The following is an 18,438-nucleotide window of genomic DNA, read 5'->3' as shown; positions in this document are numbered from 1 at the left end:
GAGAACAACATGACCCCAGAAGTTGCTGTCGACCTGTTCCGCGATGCGCTGTGGTTGACTACCATGATCGTGGCCGTGCTGGTGGTACCGAGCCTGCTGGTGGGCCTGATGGTGGCCATGTTCCAGGCCGCCACCCAGATCAACGAACAGACCCTGAGCTTCCTGCCGCGCCTGCTGGTGATGCTGATCACGCTGATCGTGGCCGGGCCCTGGCTGGTGCAGAAGTTCATGGAATACATCCTGTCGTTGTACGGCAGCATTCCCCAGTTGATCGGCTGAGCGCGCGATGCTCCAGTTGACTGATGCGCAGATCGCCACCTGGGTGGCGAGCTTCATCCTGCCGCTGTTTCGCATTGCCGCTGTGCTGATGACCATGCCCATCATCGGGACCAAGATGGTGCCGGGGCGTATCCGCCTGTACCTGGCCCTGGCGATCACCGTGGTGGTGGTGCCGGGCCTGCCGCCGATGCCCGAAGTCAATCCGCTGTCGCTCAGCGGGCTGCTGCTGATTGCCGAGCAGATCCTCATCGGTGCGGTATTCGGCCTGTCGCTGCAACTGTTCTTCCAGATATTCGTGGTGGCCGGGCAGGTGGTGGCCATCCAGATGGGCATGGCCTTCGCCTCCATGGTCGACCCGGTCAACGGCGTCAACGTGGCGGTGGTCAGCCAGTTCCTGAGCATGCTGGTGACGCTGCTGTTCCTGTCGATGAACGGGCACCTGGTGGTGTTCGAGGTGATCACCGAGAGCTTCACCACCTTGCCGGTGGGCACCGGCCTGATGGTCAACCACTACTGGGACCTGGTCGGGCGGCTGAGCTGGGTGCTGGGCGCGGCGCTGCTGCTGGTGCTGCCGGCGATCACCGCGCTGCTGGTGGTGAACATCGCCTTCGGCGTGATGACCCGTGCAGCGCCGCAGCTGAACATCTTCTCCATCGGTTTCCCGTTGACCCTGGTGCTGGGGCTCGGGATTTTCTGGGTTGTCCTGGCCGACATCCTTTCCCATTACCAGGCGCTGGCCTCCGAGGCCCTGCAGTGGCTGCGTGAGCTGGCGAGGGCGAGCTGAGCATGGCAGAGAGCGAAAGCGGTCAGGACAAGACAGAAGACCCCACGGAGAAAAAGAAGAAGGACGCCCGCGAGAAGGGCGAGATCGCCCGTTCCAAGGAGCTCAACACGGTGGTGGTGACCCTGGCCGGGGCCGGTGGCCTGCTGGTGTTCGGTGGTGGCCTGGCCGAAGTGCTGATGGACATCATGCGCATCAACTTCACCCTGTCGCGCGACACGCTGATCGACGAGCGCTCGATGGGCACCTTCTTGCTGGCCTCGGGCAAGATGGCCCTGATGGCGCTGCAGCCGGTATTGCTGGTGGCGCTGATCGTGGCCTTCATCGGGCCGATCTCGCTGGGTGGCTGGCTGTTTGCCGGCGGCACCCTGGCGCCCAAGTTCAGCCGCATGAACCCGCTGTCGGGGATCAAGCGCATGTTTTCCCTGAACGCACTGACCGAGCTGCTCAAGGCCCTGGCGAAGTTCTTCGTGATCCTGATCGTGGCGCTGGTGGTGTTGTCGTCGGACCGTGACGACCTGCTGGCCATTGCCAACGAGCCGCTGGAGCAGGCGATCATCCACAGCGTACAGGTGGTGGGCTGGAGTGCCCTGTGGATGGCCGCCGGCCTGTTGCTGATTGCCCTGGTGGACGTGCCGTTGCAGCTGTACCAGTCGCACAAGAAGCTGCTGATGACCAAGCAGGAGGTGCGCGACGAGTACAAGAACAGCGAGGGCAAGCCGGAGGTCAAGCAGCGTATTCGCCAGTTGCAGCGCGAGATGTCGCAGCGGCGCATGATGGCGGCGATCCCCGATGCCGACGTGATCATCACCAACCCGACCCACTATGCGGTGGCGCTCAAGTACGACCCCGAGAAGGGCAATGCGCCGACGCTGCTGGCCAAGGGCACCGATTTCCTGGCGCTGAAGATTCGCGAAATCGCCAATGCCCACAACATCCAGGTTCTGGAATCGCCGGAGCTGGCGCGTTCGATCTTCTACTCCACCGAGCTCGAGGAAGAGATCCCGGCCGGCCTGTACCTGGCCGTGGCCCAGGTGCTGGCCTACGTGTACCAGATTCGCCAGCACCGGGCGGGCAAGGGCAAGGCGCCGGAGCCGCTCAAGGATCTGCCGATTCCGCCGGACCTGCGCCGCGATTCCTGAACCGTTTGAGCTCTTCCCGTCGGCGCCGAGGTGCCGGCCCCTTCGCTGCAGGAGCCGGCAGTGTCGGCGAAGGTCGCGTCACTGATCCAAAGTTGGAAAGCTTCTTGCAATAGCAGCGCCAAGCGCCCGCATGGCGTCAAAAGTTTGCTTGAAGAGGAATATCGGTGGATCGCTCTCAGTTAATCAACAGCGCCCGTAGCAACCTGTCCGGGCTCGGCCGGGGCAACCTGGGGGTGCCGCTGTTGCTGCTGGTGATGTTGGCAATGATGATGTTGCCGATCCCGCCGTTCCTGCTCGACGTGTTCTTCACCTTCAACATCGCCCTGTCCATCGTCGTGCTGCTGGTGTGCGTGTACGCCTTGCGCCCGCTGGATTTCGCCGTGTTTCCGACCATCCTGCTGGTGGCCACGCTGCTGCGCCTGGCGCTGAACGTGGCGTCCACGCGGGTGGTGATGCTCCACGGTCACGACGGCCACGAAGCCGCGGGCAAGGTGATCCAGGCCTTCGGCGAGGTGGTGATCGGCGGCAACTACGTGGTCGGTATCGTGGTGTTCGCGATCCTCATGATCATCAACTTCGTGGTGGTGACCAAGGGTGCGGGGCGCATTTCCGAGGTGAGCGCGCGCTTCACCCTCGACGCCATGCCCGGCAAGCAGATGGCCATCGACGCCGACCTCAACGCCGGCCTGATCGACCAGGCCCAGGCCAAGGCACGGCGTACCGAAGTGGCCCAGGAGGCCGAGTTCTACGGTTCGATGGACGGTGCCAGCAAGTTCGTGCGCGGTGACGCCATCGCCGGCCTGCTGATCCTGTTCATCAACCTGATCGGCGGCATGGCCGTGGGTATCTTCCAGCACGGCATGACCTTCGGCGACGCCGGTCGCGTGTATGCGCTGCTCACCATCGGTGACGGTTTGGTGGCGCAGTTGCCTTCGCTGCTGCTGTCCACCGCCGCCGCGATCATGGTTACCCGTGCCTCGGGCTCCGAGGAAATGGGCAAGCAGATCAACCGGCAGATGTTCGATTCGCCCAAGGCGCTGGCCGTGTCCGGCGGCCTGATGATCGTCATGGGGCTGGTGCCGGGCATGCCGCACGTGGCATTCCTCAGCCTCGGCCTGATGGCCGCGGGCGGCGCCTACCTGGTGTGGCGCAAGCAGAACCAGGCCAAGGTCAAGGCACAGCAGGAAGTGCAGCGCCAGCAGGACCTGCTGCCGTCGCCGCAGCGTGCTCAGGAAACCAAGGAGCTGGGCTGGGACGACGTTACCCCGATCGACATGATCGGCCTGGAAGTCGGCTACCGGCTGATCCCGCTGGTGGACCGCAACCAGGGTGGGCAGTTGCTGGCGCGGATCAAGGGGGTACGCAAGAAGCTGTCCCAGGACCTGGGCTTCCTGATGCCCACCGTGCACATCCGCGACAACCTCGACCTGGCCCCCAGCGCCTACCGCCTGACGCTGATGGGGGTGATCCTGGCCGAGGCCGAGATCTACCCCGACCGCGAACTGGCGATCAACCCGGGGCAGGTGTTCGGCAACCTCAACGGCATCGCCGCCAGGGACCCGGCCTTCGGCCTGGAGGCAGTGTGGATCGATGTGGCCCAGCGCAGCCAGGCGCAATCGCTGGGCTACACCGTGGTGGACGCGAGCACCGTGGTCGCCACCCACCTCAACCAGATCCTCTACAAGCATTGCCACGAGCTGATCGGTCACGAAGAGGTACAGCAACTGCTGCAGGTCCTGGCCAAGGGCTCGCCCAAGCTGGCCGAGGAACTGGTACCGGGGGTGCTGCCGCTGTCCGGTCTGCTCAAGGTGCTGCAGGCGTTGCTGGCCGAGCAGGTGCCGGTGCGCGACATCCGCACCATTGCCGAAGCCATCGCCAACAATGCCGCCAAGAGTCAAGATACCGCCGCGCTGGTGGCTTCGGTGCGCGTAGGATTGAGCCGCGCAATCGTGCAAAGCATTGTAGGAACTGAGTCCGAGCTGCCTGTGATCACGCTTGAGCCAAGGTTGGAACAGATTTTGCTCAATAGTTTGCAAAGGGCCGGGCAGGGTCAGGAAGATGGTGTTCTTCTTGAGCCGAGCATGGCCGAAAAGCTTCAGCGTTCGTTGATCGAGGCCGCCCAGCGTCAGGAGATGCAAGGGCAACCTGCAATCCTGCTGGTCGCAGGACCCGTTCGACAGATGCTGTCGCGTTTTGGCCGCCTGGCTGTACCGAATTTGCATGTTTTGGCGTATCAGGAAATACCTGACAACAAGCAAGTTACCATCGTTGCCACAGTAGGCCCCAACGGCTGAGGTAGTGGGATATGCAAGTTAAGCGTTTTTTCGCCGCTGATATGCGTCAGGCCATGAAGCTGGTTCGTGATGAGCTGGGGGCAGAGGCCGCCATCATCGGCAACCGACGGATTGCTGGCGGTGTCGAGCTGACGGCGGCGCTGGACTACAAGCTGTCCGCGCTTGCGCCGCGGGTGCCGAACGTCGAGCTCGAGGACGAACTGCGCAAGACCCAGTCGCGCATCGTCACCGCGCAGGCCGAGCTCAGCAGCCGGGTCGAAGGCGAGGAGGGCAACCGCCAGTTGTTCGCCGGCCTGCCGCTGACCGCCTCCGAGCCGCTGGTAGAGCCGCAAGTCGAGGCCCCCGTGCGGCCTCAGGCAGCGGCCCCGGCGCCGGTCGATCAGCGCCTGTTCGATTCCATGCGTTCGGAGCTCTCGGGCCTGCGCGAGCTGCTCGAAGTGCAGCTCGGCTCGCTGGCCTGGACCCAGCTGCAGGGCAGCAAGCCGCACCAGGCCAACCTCTGGCGCCGCCTGCAGCGCATCGGCATCGCCGGGCCGCTGGCCCGCGAGGTGCTGGACATCACTGCCGACATCGAAGAGCCCCGCCAGGCCTGGCGCATGCTGCTGGCGCACCTGGCCCGCATGATCCAGGTGCCGGAAATCGAGCCGATCGAAGAGGGCGGCGTGATCGCCATGGTCGGCCCGGCCGGCATGGGCAAGACCACCACCCTGGCCAAGCTGGCGGCGCGCTATGTGCTCAAGTACGGCGCGCAGAACATCGCGCTGGTGAGCATGGACAGCTTTCGCATCGGCGCCCAGGAACAACTCAAGACCCTGGGGCGCATCCTGAATGTGTCGGTGACCCACGTCGACCCCGGCCAGTCGCTGGCCCAGGCCCTGGACCCTCTGCTGCGCAAGCGCGTGGTGCTGATCGATACCGCCGGCCTGCAGGCCAGCGACCCGGCACTGCGCATGCAGCTCGAAACCCTGGCCGGGCGCGGCATCCAGGCCAAGAATTACCTGGTGCTGGCCACCACCAGCCAGAAGCAGGTGCTGACCGCTGCCTACCACAGCTACAAGCGCTGCGGGCTGGCCGGTTGCATCCTGACCAAGCTCGACGAAACGGCGTGCCTGGGCGAGGTGCTGAGCCTGGCCATCACGCATGAGTTGCCGGTGGCCTATCTGACCGATGGGCCGCGCATTCCGGACGATCTGCACTTGCCGCGCCGGCACCATCTGGTCAGTCGCGCGGTCAGTGTACAAATGCAGGACGATCCCAGCGAAGAGGCCATGGCCGACATGTTCGCCGATCTGTACCACAGCGACGGCAAGCGTGTCGGCTGAGGTAAATGTGTATACGTTGCAAAGTACCTACATCAATGGTCTGCCAGGCATTTTTCAGGTGTTGAAAGCGCAGCCAGTCATGTGGCCTCGGTCTAAGTAAGACAAGGTAAAGAACAAACATGGGCAGCATGCATCCCGTACAGGTGATCGCCGTGACAGGCGGCAAAGGTGGCGTCGGCAAGACCAACGTGTCAGTGAACTTGTCATTGGCGCTGGCTGAGCTTGGCCGTCGGGTCATGCTGCTGGACGCCGACCTGGGCCTGGCCAACGTCGACGTCTTGCTCGGCCTGACCCCCAAACGCACACTGGCCGATGTCATCGAGGGCCGCTGCGAGCTGCGCGACGTGCTGCTGCCGGGGCCTGGCGGGGTACGCATCGTGCCTGCGGCCTCCGGCACCCAGAGCATGGTGCACCTGGCGCCGGCCCAGCATGCCGGGCTGATCCAGGCGTTCAGCGAGATCGGCGACAACCTCGACGTGCTGGTCATCGACACCGCGGCCGGCATCGGCGATTCGGTCGTCAGCTTCGTGCGCGCGGCCCAGGAAGTGCTGCTGGTGGTGTGCGACGAGCCCACGTCCATCACTGACGCCTATGCCCTGATCAAGCTGCTGAACCGCGATTACGGCATGAACCGTTTCCGGGTGCTGGCCAACATGGCACAAAGCCCTCAGGAAGGTCGCAATCTGTTCGCCAAATTGACCAAGGTCACGGATCGCTTCCTGGATGTCGCCTTACAATACGTCGGTGCTGTGCCCTACGACGAATGTGTCCGCAAGGCAGTGCAGAAGCAGCGAGCAGTCTACGAAGCCTTTCCGCGTTCCAAGTGCGCGCTGGCCTTCAAGGCCATTGCTCAGAAGGTCGATAGCTGGCCGTTGCCTGCCAACCCGCGTGGTCATCTGGAGTTCTTCGTCGAACGGCTGGTGCAACCGACCAGTGCGGGACCAGTGCTATGAGTGCAAGCGGCTATCGGATGTACAGCAAGGCTTCGCGTGATGCCCAGTACGAGCTGATCGAGCGGTACGCACCCTTGGTCAAGCGCATTGCCTATCACCTGCTGGCGCGTCTGCCAGCCAGTGTGCAGGTGGAAGACCTGATCCAGGCCGGCATGATCGGCCTGCTCGAGGTCTCCAACAAGTACGACTCCAGCAAGGGTGCCAGTTTCGAGACCTATGCCGGTATCCGCATCCGTGGGGCCATGCTCGACGAGGTGCGCAAGGGGGATTGGGCGCCGCGTTCGGTACACCGCAATACCCGCATGGTGAGTGACGCGATTCGTGCAATTGAAGCAAAAACCGGTCGTGATGCTAAAGATCACGAGGTTGCTGCCGAACTTCAATTGAGTCTCGATGATTATTACGGGATTTTGAACGATACCTTGGGCAGTCGCCTGTTCAGTTTCGACGACCTGTTGCAGGACGGCGAACATGAAGGCCTGCACGAGGACGGCGCCAGTGCCCAGCTCGAGCCATCGCGCGATCTGGAAGACGAGCGCTTTCAGGCAGCCCTGGCGGATGCAATCGCCAACCTGCCCGAGCGCGAGCGCCTGGTGCTGGCGCTGTACTACGACGAAGAGCTGAACCTCAAGGAAATCGGCGAGGTGCTGGGGGTCAGCGAGTCGCGTGTCAGCCAGTTGCACAGCCAGTGCGCCGCACGCTTGCGCGGTCGCCTGGGGGAATGGCGGGCGCGTTGAGCAGCCGTTCCATACAGTCGTGAAATGTAGTGCCCGAATTGATTGAATGCGCGTTCAGCGCTGAGCGCGTTAAAGACTGCTTGGAGGTCTAATTGAACAAAGACATGAAAATCCTCATCGTCGACGATTTTTCGACGATGCGGCGGATCATCAAGAACCTGTTGCGTGACCTGGGCTTTACCAATACCCAGGAAGCCGACGACGGCAACACCGCGTTGCCGATGCTCGAAAGCGGTCACTTCGATTTCCTGGTGACCGACTGGAACATGCCCGGCATGTCCGGTATCGACCTGCTGCGCAAGGTACGTCTGGATGAACGCCTCAAGCACCTGCCGGTGCTGATGGTGACGGCCGAAGCCAAACGCGAACAGATCATCGAAGCCGCCCAGGCGGGCGTCAACGGCTATGTGGTCAAACCGTTCACCGCCCAGGTGCTGAAAGAAAAGATCGAAAAGATCTTCGAGCGCGTCAATAGCTGAGGTACGCCACGGGGGCGCTTATGGAGCAAAAAAGATCATCTTTGGACGACTTCGAGTCGACTCTGAAGAAACATGCCCAGGAGCTGGTCAGCAGCCTTGAAAAAGGCAGGTTCGGCGACGCGGTGCAACTGATCCATCAGCTGAACCAGACCCGTGACCTTGGCCTGTACCAGGAAGTCGGCAAGCTTACCCGCGAGCTGCACAGTGCGATCGTCAGTTTCCAGATCGATCCGCACATGCCGCAGGCCGAGGAAGTCTCGCAGATTACCGACGCCACCGAACGCCTGTCGTATGTGGTCAAGCTGACCGAGGGCGCTGCCAACCGCACCATGGACCTGGTGGAGGCAAGCACGCCGGTACTCAATGACCTCAGTGCCGAGGCGGCCAGCCTGAGTGGCGACTGGCAGCGCTTCATGCGCCGCGAAGTCGAGGCTCCGGAGTTTCGCGAGCTGGTCAAGCGCGTCGACAGTTTCCTGACGCACAGCGCCGAGGGCAACCGCAAGGTCGCCGGCCATCTCAACGACATTCTTCTGGCTCAGGACTACCAAGACCTGACCGGCCAGGTGATCAAGCGCGTCACGGCACTGGTCACCGAAGTAGAAAGCAATCTTCTGAAGCTCGTGTTGATGGCGAGTCAGGTCGACCGGTTCGCCGGCATCGAGCATGACCACGACCAGCTGCGTGCCGAAAAAGATCAAGAAAAACATCCGACTCGGGGTGAAGGACCACAGATTCATGCCGATAAACGTGAAGACGTTGTGTCCGGTCAGGACGATGTCGACGATCTGCTGTCCAGCCTGGGTTTTTAGGGAGCACGTTTAATGAGCTTCGGCGCCGATGAAGAAATCCTCCAGGATTTTCTGGTAGAAGCCGGCGAAATTCTTGAGCAACTGTCCGAGCAACTGGTCGAGCTGGAAAGCCGCCCGGATGATGCCGACCTGCTCAATGCAATTTTTCGCGGTTTTCACACTGTAAAAGGGGGCGCCGGCTTCCTCCAGCTCAATGAGCTGGTGGAGTGCTGCCACATCGCCGAAAACGTCTTCGACATCCTGCGCAAGGGTGAACGACGTGTGGACGCCGAACTGATGGACGTGGTCCTGGAAGCCCTGGACACCGTCAACAGCATGTTCGGCCAGGTGCGCGAGCGCACCGACATCACCGCAGCCACTCCGGAACTGCTGGCCGCCCTGGCGCGCCTGGCCGAACCTGCCAGTGCCGAAGCGGCGGCGCCTGCGCCGGTGGCGGCGGTTGCCGAGCCGGAGCCTGAGGCCGAGGCGAGCGGGGGTGATATCACCGACAGCGAGTTCGAGCAGTTGCTCGACTCGCTCAATGCCGCCAAGGCCCAGGCCGAGGCGCCCGAGCCGGTGGCCGTGGACGCTGCCAGCGATGAAATCACCGACGCCGAGTTCGAGTCGTTGCTGGACCAGTTGCATGGCAAGGGCCAGTTCGCCCCCGACAGCGTGGCGGCGGCATCTGCTGCTGCACCTGGCGCGGACGCGGCGCCCAGCGGTGATATTACCGACGATGAATTCGAAGCACTGCTGGACCAGTTGCACGGCAAGGGCACCTTTGCCGCCGATGCACTGCCCGGCGCTGTAGCGGCCGCCGCACCGGCCGCTGCCGCACCCGCAGCGGCGGGTGACCATATTTCCGAACACGAATTCGAGGCCCTGCTCGACGAGTTGCACGGCAAGGGCAAGTTCGCGCCCGACGCCGTCAGCGGCGCTGGCGCTGCCAACGCGCCTGCTGCTGCGGCGACGGTTGCGGCCAAGCCGGCGGCCAAGCCCGCAGCGGCACCGGCACCGGCACCGGCCAAGGCACCCGCCCCCGCGCCAGCCCGTCAAGCGGCTCCCGCTGCCGACAAGCATCCGGCCAGCGAGGCCGAGACCACCGTGCGGGTCGACACCGCGCGCCTGGACGAGATCATGAACATGGTCGGCGAACTGGTGCTGGTGCGTAACCGCCTGGTGCGCCTGGGCCTGAACAGCGGCGATGAAGCCATGTCCAAGGCCGTTTCGAACCTGGACGTGGTGACCGCCGACCTGCAGACCGCGGTGATGAAGACCCGCATGCAGCCGATCAAGAAGGTCTTCGGGCGCTTCCCGCGTCTGGTTCGCGACCTGGCCCGCCAGCTCAAGAAAGAGATCAACCTGGAGCTGGTCGGCGAAGAGACCGACCTGGACAAGAACCTCGTCGAGGCCCTGGCCGACCCGCTGGTGCACTTGGTGCGCAACGCCGTCGACCATGGCGTGGAAACCCCGGAAGAGCGCGAAGCCGCCGGCAAGTCGCGCAATGGCAAGGTGATCCTCGCTGCCGAACAGGAAGGCGACCACATCCTGCTGTCGATCTCCGATGACGGCAAGGGCATGGATGCCAATGTCCTGCGCGCCATTGCGGTCAAGCGCGGGGTGATGGACAAGGACGCCGCCGATCGCCTCAGCGAAAGCGACTGCTACAACCTGATCTTCGCCCCGGGCTTCTCGACCAAGACCGAGATCTCCGACGTGTCCGGTCGCGGCGTGGGCATGGACGTGGTCAAGACCAAGATTTCCCAGCTCAACGGCTCGATCAACATCTACTCGACCAAGGGCCAGGGCTCGAAGATCGTCATCAAGGTGCCGCTGACCCTGGCGATCATGCCGACCCTGATGGTGATGCTCGGCAACCAGGCCTTCGCCTTCCCGCTGGTGAACGTCAACGAGATTTTCCACCTGGACCTGTCGCGCACCAATGTGGTCGACGGCCAGGAAGTGGTGATCGTGCGTGACAAGGCCTTGCCGCTGTTCTACCTCAAGCGCTGGCTGGTCAGCTCGGCAGCCCACGAGGAGCAGCGTGAAGGCCACGTGGTGATCCTGTCGGTGGGTACCCAGCGCATCGGCTTCGTGGTCGACCAGCTGGTGGGCCAGGAAGAGGTGGTCATCAAGCCGTTGGGCAAGATGCTGCAGGGCACCCCGGGCATGTCGGGCGCCACCATTACCGGTGACGGGCGCATTGCGCTGATTCTCGACGTGCCGAGCATGCTCAAGCGTTACGCCGCTCGGCGTATCTGATCCCGGTGGCGTGGCCAGGTGGCCGCGCCCCGTAATGGAGTGTTTATGGTAGTCAAGGTCCTGGTGGTGGATGATTCCGGTTTTTTCCGCCGCCGTGTCTCGGAAATTCTTTCAGCGGACCCGACTATCCAGGTGGTCGGTACCGCGACCAACGGCAAGGAAGCGATCGATCAGGCGCTGTCGCTCAAGCCCGACGTCATCACCATGGACTATGAAATGCCCATGATGGATGGCATCACCGCCGTGCGTCATATCATGCAGCGCTGCCCCACGCCTGTCCTGATGTTCTCCTCGCTCACCCACGAAGGCGCCCGCGTCACCCTCGATGCACTGGACGCCGGTGCGGTGGACTACCTGCCGAAAAACTTCGAGGACATCTCGCGCAACCCCGAGAAGGTCAAGCAGATGCTGTGCGAAAAGGTGCATACCATTTCGCGCAGCAACCGTCGTTTCAGCAGCTATGCCAGCCCGGCACCGGCCGCAGCGCCTGCACCGTCGCACAGCGCCGGCAGCAGCGCCCCGGCAGCGTCCATGCGCGCCGCCCCGGTTGCCCCGCAAGCCCCTGCGCGGGCCGCTGCACCCAGCTCCCCGGCACCCAAGCGCAAGGCCTACAAGCTGCTGGCCATCGGTACCTCCACCGGTGGTCCGGTGGCGCTGCAGCGCGTGCTGACCCAGCTGCCGGCCAACTTCCCGGCGCCGATCGTGCTGATCCAGCACATGCCGGCGGCCTTCACCAAGGCCTTCGCCGAGCGCCTGGACAAGCTGTGCCGCATCAGCGTCAAGGAAGCCGAGGACGGCGACGTGCTGCGCCCCGGCCTGGCCCTGCTGGCACCGGGCGGCAAGCAGATGATGGTCGACGGGCGCGGCACGGTGAAGATCCTGCCGGGTGACGAACGCCTCAACTACAAGCCCTGCGTGGACATCACCTTCGGTTCGGCGGCCAAGTCGTATGGCGACAAGGTGCTGGCCGTGGTGCTGACCGGCATGGGCGCCGATGGCCGCGAAGGCGCGCGCCTGCTCAAGCAGGGCGGCAGCCAGGTGTGGGCCCAGGACGAAGCCAGCTGCGTGATCTATGGCATGCCCATGGCCATTGCCAAGGCCAACCTGGCCGATGCGGTGTACGGCCTGGACGAGATCGGCCGGCACCTGGTAGAGGCGTGCATCTGATGGACGTGTTGAGCCTTATCGGGATCATCCTGGCGTTCGTCGCCATCGTTGGCGGCAACTACCTCGAAGGCGGCCATCTTTCGGCGCTGATCAATGGCCCGGCGGCGCTGATCGTGATCGGCGGGACGCTGGCGGCCTCGCTGCTGCAGGCCCCCATGAGCGCGTTCAAGCGCGCCCTGCAGATCGTGCGCTGGATCCTCTTCCCGCCGCGGGTCGACCTGGCCGGCGGTATCGACCGGGTGGTCAACTGGAGCCTCACCGCACGCAAGGAAGGCCTGCTGGGCCTTGAGGGCGTGGCCGATGCCGAGCCCGACCCGTATGCCCGCAAGGGCCTGCAGCTGCTGGTCGACGGCGCCGAGCCCGAAGCCATCCGCAGCATTCTCGAGGTGGATTTCTACACCCAGGAAAGCCGCGACATCCAGGCTGCCAAGGTGTTCGAGAGCATGGGCGGCTATGCGCCGACCATCGGCATCATCGGCGCGGTGATGGGCCTGATCCACGTGATGGGCAACCTGGCCGACCCGACCCAGCTGGGCAGCGGTATCGCCGTGGCGTTCGTGGCCACCATCTACGGCGTGGCCAGTGCCAACCTGATCCTGTTGCCGATCGCCAACAAGCTCAAGGCCCTGGCCATGCGCCAGTCGCGCTATCGCGAAATGCTCCTGGAAGGCTTGCTGTCGATTGCCGAAGGCGAGAACCCACGTTCAATCGAACTGAAGCTTCAGGGCTTCATGGAGTAAGCCATGGCCCGTCGTCGTCAACCCGAGGAACATGAAAACCACGAACGCTGGCTGGTGTCGTATGCCGACTTCATCACCTTGCTGTTCGCCTTCTTCGTGGTCATGTATTCGATTTCCTCGATCAACGAGGGCAAGTACAAGGTCATCTCGCAGGCGCTGATCGGCGTGTTCAACGACCCCGAGCGCAGCATGAAGCCGATTCCGATAGGCGACGAGCGCCCCCTCAGCGTCAAGCCGGCCGAACCGCTGATCAAGGACAGCGAGCAGGTCGATGCGGGCCTGGGGCAAAGTTCCAGCGACCCGCTGCAGACCATCGCCGACGATGTGCGCGATGCCTTTGGCGACCTGATCAAGTCCGACCAGATGACCGTGCGCGGCAACGAACTGTGGATCGAGATCGAGCTCAATTCCTCCCTGTTGTTCGGCAGTGGCGATGCCATGCCCAGCGACAAGGCGTTCGACATCATCGACAAGGTGGCGCACATCATCAAGCCGTTCGCCAACCCGGTGCACGTCGAAGGCTTCACCGATGACCAGCCGATCCGCACGGCGCAGTACCCGACCAACTGGGAGCTTTCGTCGGCACGGGCGGCGAGCATCGTGCGCCTGCTGGCGATGGAAGGGGTCAACCCGGCACGCATGGCTTCTGTGGGCTACGGCGAGTTCCAGCCCATCGCCAGCAATGCCAGCCCTGAAGGGCGCGCGCAGAACCGCAGGGTGGTGCTGGTGATCTCGCGCAATCTGGAGGTGCGCCGCAGCCTGACCGGTACCGGCAGCGCCAATGCCACACCCGATGCGGCGCTCAAGCGTGCTGGCACACAAACTGCACCGCCAGCCGTAGCACCGACGGCCGGGCGCAATCCCGTCAATTCCCCGTCGTCGACCCTTTAATCGATCCCGGCAGGGTCCGACCCGACCGGGAGGAAGCAGCGCAATGAGAGTCTGGGCAGTAGCCAATCAAAAAGGTGGTGTCGGCAAGACCACCACATCCATCGCCCTGGCCGGCCTGCTGGCCGAGGCGGGCAAGCGCGTGGTCGTGGTCGACCTCGACCCGCACGGGTCCATGACCAGCTACTTCGGTCACAACCCGGACACCCTCGAGCACAGCAGCTACGACCTGTTCCTGCACAAGGGCACGGTGCCCGAAGGGCTGCCGGGCCAGCTGTTGCTGCCCACCAGCGACGAGCGCATCTCGCTGCTGCCTTCCAGCACCGCCCTGGCGGTGCTCGAGCGTCAGTCACCGGGCCAGAGTGGCCTGGGCCTGGTGATCGCCAAGAGTCTGGCGCAGCTGTGGCAGGATTTCGACTACGCGATCATCGATAGCCCGCCGTTGCTGGGCGTTCTGATGGTCAATGCGCTGGCAGCCAGCCAGCAACTGGTGATCCCGGTGCAGACCGAATACCTGGCGGTGAAAGGCCTCGAACGCATGGTCAGCACGCTGAGCATGGTCAATCGCTCGCGCAAGCAGGCCTTGCCGTACCACATCGTGCCGACCCTGTTCGACCGCCGTACCCAGGCCTCTATGGGCACCCTGCGGGTGCTGCGCGACGCTTATCCCGAGACCATCTGGCAGGGCTACATTCCGGTCGATACGCGCCTGCGCGACGCCAGCCGTGCCGGGCTCACGCCGTCGCAGTTCGATGGCAGGAGCCGTGGCGTGATTGCCTACCGGGCATTGCTCAAGCATCTGCTGGCGCATAATGCCGTTGCGCAGGTGGCCTGATGAACAGCCCGCAGCAGGTCACCATAAAGCCTCAACTGGCCTTGCAGTCGTACCTGGACGGCCTGTTGCAGGAGGCCACCGAAGAGCTGCAGCCATTGCCCCAGGCGGTGGCCGAACGCGTCGCAGTGGCCCCGGCCCCGGTGGTCGTCACGGCGCCTGAAGCGATCGACGAGTTCCAGGCCGCAGTGCTCGAAGAACAGGCCCGTGACGCCCGGCTCAAGACCGCAGCGCCGGCATTCGCCGAGCCTACGCGGCTGGTCATGCCGGTAATGGCGCCACCGGTGGTGGCCAAGGTGGTGGAGGCGGCCTCGGTGGTCGCCCCGGTCATCGCCGATGTGCCGACCCCGGTCGAGCCGCTGGTGCAGGTGCACCTGCCCGCAGCACCGGACCAGCCGGTGCCGCCGTTGACGGGCGACGGTCGCCCGGCCTGGGCCGCCGAGCCGTTCGAATGCCTGCTGTTCGACGTGGCCGGGCTGACCCTGGCGGTGCCGCTGGTGTGCCTGGGCTCGATCTACTCGCTGGCCGGCCAGGAGCTCACGCCGCTGTTCGGCCAGCCCGAGTGGTTCCTGGGCATCCTGCCCAGCCAGGCGGGCAACCTGAAGGTGCTCGACACGGCGCGCTGGGTCATGCCCGACCGCTACCGCGACGACTTCCGCCAGGGGCTGCAATACGTTATTTCGGTACAGGGCTACGAGTGGGGGCTGGCGGTGCATCAGGTCAGCCGCTCGCTGCGCCTGGACCCGAGCGAGATCAAGTGGCGCAGCCAGCGTGGGCAGCGCCCGTGGCTTGCCGGTACGGTCATCGAACACATGTGCGCGCTGCTGGATGTCGCCGAGCTGGCAGAGCTGATCGCCAGCGGCGCCGTCAAGCAGATGCACGGTACGCATAAATAATCGGTCGCAACTGCCGCGACCGCACTGAGTACACCGCCGAGAACGGCTTTTGAGGGTTAGGGGAATGAAAAACATGACTGCGCAGGGTTCCGACGATCCGATTCTGCAGTGGGTAACGTTCAAGCTGGACAACGAGTCCTACGGCATCAACGTGATGCAGGTCCAGGAAGTGCTGCGCTACACCGAAATCGCTCCGGTGCCGGGCGCGCCGAGCTATGTGCTGGGCATCATCAACCTGCGCGGCAATGTGGTGACCGTGATCGACACGCGCCAGCGCTTCGGCCTGATGTCTGCCGAAATCTCCGACAACAGCCGTATCGTGATCATCGAGGCGGACAAGCAGGTGGTCGGCATCCTGGTCGATAGCGTGGCCGAGGTCGTGTACCTGCGTCAGTCGGAGATCGAGACCGCGCCGAATGTCGGCAACGAGGAATCGGCCAAGTTCATCCAGGGTGTGTGCAACAAGAACAACGAACTGCTGATCCTGGTCGAGCTGGACAAGATGATGACCGAGGAAGAGTGGTCCGAGCTGGAGAATATCTGAGTTGATTCTCGAGGGTGCTGTCATATTTCTGGCGCTGGTCTGGATCCTCAGCCTGTGGCTGTTCTACGGCTACAGCAAGCGCCAGCGCGAGCTGGCCTCGCAGCAGGCTCAGGGCGATGCGCTGCGTGACCAGCGCATCAAGGACCTGGCCAAGCGTGTGGACGATTACCAGAACGGTACGGTGCGCATGGGCGACGCGTTGCACGAGCTGCGCGCCGTGGTGGCGCCGTTGCCGGACAAGCTGATGCAACTGGAGCAGCGCGACCCCAACAGCCTGTCGTTCGCCCAGGCGGCGCGGCTGGTGGGCATGGGCGCCAGCGTCGACGAGCTGACCCAGTCCTGCGGCCTGACCCAGGCCGAAGCCGAGCTGATGAGCAAACTGCACCGCAGCTGATGCAAGGCACCCGGCCTGCGCGGCGTCAGTCCGGCGCAGGCAGGCTGTACAGGTTCGGGGTAATGTCGCGCTCCTGCGGGGCGTTGTCCACGAACCCCTCCGGCACCTGGCCCTTGAGCTGCCAGGCGAAGGCGATGATCTCGGCGATGGTCAGGTACAGCGCCTCCGGGATCTGATCGCCCAGCTCCATGCGCGCCAGCAGGCGTACCAGCTCGGCATTCTCGTAGATCGGCACTTCGTGTTCGCGGGCAATGGCCAGGATCGCCTCGGCCAGCTCGTCGTCGCCCTTGGCGCTCAAGGTCGGGGCCTGCTGGCCGTCGTAGGTCAGGGCAATGGCCTGACGTGGCGGGGTCTGGCTCATGCGTTTTCATCCACCCAGCGTTGTTCCAGATGCGTACGCGGCCCCTGTGGCGGCGTACCGTGATGGCACAGCAGTTCACCGACGTTGAGCCCGCGCTCCACCAACCGCGCGCGCAGCTTGCCGAGCTGGCTGTCGATCAGTTGCGCGGTGCTCGGCAGCTCCGCCCACAGCTGGCTGGACAGGTTGCCCTGGCTGATCTGTGCCTGCACCTGCAAGGGCCCCAGCGGGCTGAGGTCGAATGCCAGCTCCACGCGCCAGAGCATCTCCAGCGGGTCGCGCTGTTCGCGTTCCGGGTCGGCCTGCTGCTCGGGGGTTTCCTCGCGCTGCAGCTTCACTTGCAGCGGCATGAACTCCTGACCGTTGCGCACCGGTATCTCCAGTTGCCAGGTGGTCTGCAGGTTGCCGTCGGCGGTGGTGCGGGTTTGCTCCAGGCCAGCGAGCTGGTGGCTCTGCAGGCGTGAAATGGCTGCCGCTGCCAGGCGCAGCAGGTGTTCCAGGTCGCCTTCCTCGTCGCCACTTTGCAGCAGCCGCGAGGGCAGCGGAAAGCTTCCCGGGGCCGGGCGCGGGCTTACCTGGCCGAGCATGCCCAGGGCGTTGCGCACCATGCCCGGCAGCACCTGGGCCAGGGTGCTGGCGGCCACGGCCGGGTTGAACTGGGTGCTGCCGGGGAGGCCGGGCAGCAACTGCGCCACCAGCCGGATCACCTGGGCCTTGAGGTCGGGGGCGAGGGCGGCTGGGGCGCCAGCCAGCAGCTTGGCTTCCAGAAACGCGCCGCTGTTGTTCAGGGCCTGGGCCAGGCCCTTGGCCGTGCCGAGCTGTTCCATGTCCGGCAGGCTGGCCAGCAGGGTGCTCACGCTGGCCCGCACATCGGCCGGCAGGCGCTGCTCGGCGCTCATCTGTTGCAGGCTGGCGAGCAGGCCCGGCAGCGAGGCCTGGCGGCTCAGCTGCGCGCTAAGGTGCTGGGTGATCGCCAGTTGTTCCTGGCGCCCGCTCAGGGGCACGAAGCTGATCGACTGTTCACTCTGTACCCGTGCGCTGAGCAGGCTGCCCAGCGCCAGTGGCCGAGGGCTGTCGATGTTCAGGGTGGCGCCGGCCTGGGCGGTGTTGAGCAGGGTCACCAACGAGCGGAACAAGGCCGGCTGCCCGGCGGCCTGGGGCAGCGCCTGAGTGGTCAGCACCTTGCCCTGCAGCAGGGTGCCCGGCGGCAACTGGCGGGTGTCGAGCTGGGTGAGGGTGGCCACGTTGCGCGCGATGGCCTGCTGCACGGTGATGCTCAGGTTGCCGGCATTGGGCTGGCTGACCGTCAGCTCGCTGCCCTGGGGCAGGGGCTGGCTGGCGCTGGTCTGTACGGTGGTCTGGCGCCCGTTGGTCTGGGTCAGTTGCAGCAGCAGCTGGAAGTCCTGACCGACCTGGCGCAACGACAGTACCTGCGCCTGCGCGGTCTCGCCCGGGGCGAGCAGGGCAGGCTGGGGTTGCAGCAGCTTGAGCAGTTCGCCGGTCATCGCCGCGCTGCGCGCCTGGGGGTTGGCCAGGGCCTGCGGGCCAAGGCTGTTGATTTCGCCTGTCATCACGTTGCAAC

19 protein-coding genes are annotated in these 18,438 nt (G+C 64.5%); 17 read left to right on the top strand and 2 right to left on the bottom strand.

From position 1 onward, the window contains the following. Positions 1–9 precede the first annotated feature (9 nt). The 17 genes from fliQ (at position 10) to JZZ72_RS09065 (ending at position 16,498) form a co-directional block, all read left to right on the top strand. Positions 10–279, top strand: coding sequence for a flagellar biosynthesis protein FliQ (gene fliQ / locus JZZ72_RS09145; RefSeq protein ID WP_043861818.1), 270 nt, complete (start codon positions 10–12; stop codon positions 277–279). A gap of 7 nt (positions 280–286) precedes the next feature. Next, positions 287–1,063: a flagellar biosynthetic protein FliR gene (fliR, locus tag JZZ72_RS09140; RefSeq protein WP_054915627.1), complete on the top strand. Its 777-nt coding sequence runs from the start codon at positions 287–289 to the stop codon at positions 1,061–1,063. Between the two features lie 2 nt (positions 1,064–1,065). Continuing rightward, the gene (gene flhB, locus JZZ72_RS09135; protein WP_054915626.1) at positions 1,066–2,202 is read left to right on the top strand and encodes a flagellar biosynthesis protein FlhB; all 1,137 of its coding nucleotides are present in this window, start codon (positions 1,066–1,068) and stop codon (positions 2,200–2,202) included. 164 nt (positions 2,203–2,366) lie between these two features. Further along, entirely contained in the window at positions 2,367–4,496 is a 2,130-nt protein-coding gene (gene flhA / locus JZZ72_RS09130) for a flagellar biosynthesis protein FlhA (RefSeq protein ID WP_043861821.1), read from the top strand. Positions 4,497–4,507: 11 nt separating this feature from the next. Beyond that, positions 4,508–5,818: a flagellar biosynthesis protein FlhF gene (gene flhF / locus JZZ72_RS09125; protein WP_043861822.1), complete on the top strand. Its 1,311-nt coding sequence runs from the start codon at positions 4,508–4,510 to the stop codon at positions 5,816–5,818. A 119-nt stretch (positions 5,819–5,937) separates the two neighbouring features. Further along, positions 5,938–6,771, top strand: coding sequence for a flagellar synthesis regulator FleN (gene fleN, locus JZZ72_RS09120; protein ID WP_054915624.1), 834 nt, complete (start codon positions 5,938–5,940; stop codon positions 6,769–6,771). Continuing rightward, positions 6,768–7,508 (top strand): RNA polymerase sigma factor FliA, encoded by a 741-nt coding sequence (gene fliA / locus JZZ72_RS09115; RefSeq protein WP_043861824.1) that lies wholly within the window; start codon positions 6,768–6,770, stop codon positions 7,506–7,508. Before fleN ends, fliA begins: the two co-directional genes overlap by 4 nt. Positions 7,509–7,612: 104 nt before the next feature. Beyond that, complete coding sequence (locus tag JZZ72_RS09110; protein ID WP_043861825.1) at positions 7,613–7,987, top strand: chemotaxis response regulator CheY; 375 nt, start codon at positions 7,613–7,615, stop codon at positions 7,985–7,987. Positions 7,988–8,007: 20 nt separating this feature from the next. Next, on the top strand, positions 8,008–8,796 hold the full coding sequence (locus JZZ72_RS09105; protein WP_043861826.1) for a protein phosphatase CheZ: 789 nt from the start codon (positions 8,008–8,010) through the stop codon (positions 8,794–8,796). A gap of 12 nt (positions 8,797–8,808) precedes the next feature. Further along, a complete protein-coding gene (locus tag JZZ72_RS09100) occupies positions 8,809–11,037 on the top strand; it encodes a chemotaxis protein CheA (protein WP_210014308.1) in 2,229 nt (742 codons plus the stop codon). A 45-nt stretch (positions 11,038–11,082) separates the two neighbouring features. Further along, positions 11,083–12,204 (top strand): protein-glutamate methylesterase/protein-glutamine glutaminase, encoded by a 1,122-nt coding sequence (locus tag JZZ72_RS09095; protein WP_058542051.1) that lies wholly within the window; start codon positions 11,083–11,085, stop codon positions 12,202–12,204. Next, entirely contained in the window at positions 12,204–12,944 is a 741-nt protein-coding gene (locus tag JZZ72_RS09090) for a flagellar motor protein (protein WP_043861829.1), read from the top strand. Before JZZ72_RS09095 ends, JZZ72_RS09090 begins: the two co-directional genes overlap by 1 nt. A 3-nt stretch (positions 12,945–12,947) precedes the next feature. Continuing rightward, positions 12,948–13,835 (top strand): flagellar motor protein MotD, encoded by an 888-nt coding sequence (gene motD, locus JZZ72_RS09085; RefSeq protein WP_043861830.1) that lies wholly within the window; start codon positions 12,948–12,950, stop codon positions 13,833–13,835. Positions 13,836–13,878: 43 nt separating this feature from the next. Next, a complete protein-coding gene (locus tag JZZ72_RS09080) occupies positions 13,879–14,667 on the top strand; it encodes a ParA family protein (RefSeq protein WP_100634341.1) in 789 nt (262 codons plus the stop codon). Continuing rightward, positions 14,667–15,560 carry a CheW domain-containing protein gene (locus JZZ72_RS09075; RefSeq protein WP_100634343.1) on the top strand — a complete coding sequence of 298 codons (894 nt, stop codon included), beginning with the start codon at positions 14,667–14,669 and terminating at the stop codon, positions 15,558–15,560. Before JZZ72_RS09080 ends, JZZ72_RS09075 begins: the two co-directional genes overlap by 1 nt. A gap of 64 nt (positions 15,561–15,624) precedes the next feature. Beyond that, entirely contained in the window at positions 15,625–16,104 is a 480-nt protein-coding gene (locus tag JZZ72_RS09070) for a chemotaxis protein CheW (RefSeq protein WP_043861833.1), read from the top strand. Position 16,105: 1 nt separating this feature from the next. Beyond that, positions 16,106–16,498 (top strand): DUF2802 domain-containing protein, encoded by a 393-nt coding sequence (locus JZZ72_RS09065; protein ID WP_043861834.1) that lies wholly within the window; start codon positions 16,106–16,108, stop codon positions 16,496–16,498. Between the two features lie 25 nt (positions 16,499–16,523). Here JZZ72_RS09065 and JZZ72_RS09060 read toward each other — a convergent pair whose 3' ends face one another. Beyond that, positions 16,524–16,859 carry an EscU/YscU/HrcU family type III secretion system export apparatus switch protein gene (locus tag JZZ72_RS09060; protein WP_043861835.1) on the bottom strand — a complete coding sequence of 112 codons (336 nt, stop codon included), beginning with the start codon at positions 16,857–16,859 and terminating at the stop codon, positions 16,524–16,526. Continuing rightward, entirely contained in the window at positions 16,856–18,427 is a 1,572-nt protein-coding gene (gene fliK, locus JZZ72_RS09055; protein ID WP_100634345.1) for a flagellar hook-length control protein FliK, read from the bottom strand. The genes JZZ72_RS09060 and fliK overlap by 4 nt, the downstream gene beginning before the upstream one ends. Between the last annotated feature and the right edge of the window lie 11 nt (positions 18,428–18,438).

This window comes from Pseudomonas palmensis, from assembly GCF_017848315.1.
Classification (GTDB): Bacteria; Pseudomonadota; Gammaproteobacteria; order Pseudomonadales; family Pseudomonadaceae; genus Aquipseudomonas; species Aquipseudomonas palmensis.
The sequence above is the reverse complement of the archived record's forward strand: the minus strand, read 5'-3'. Positions and strand labels throughout refer to the sequence as shown.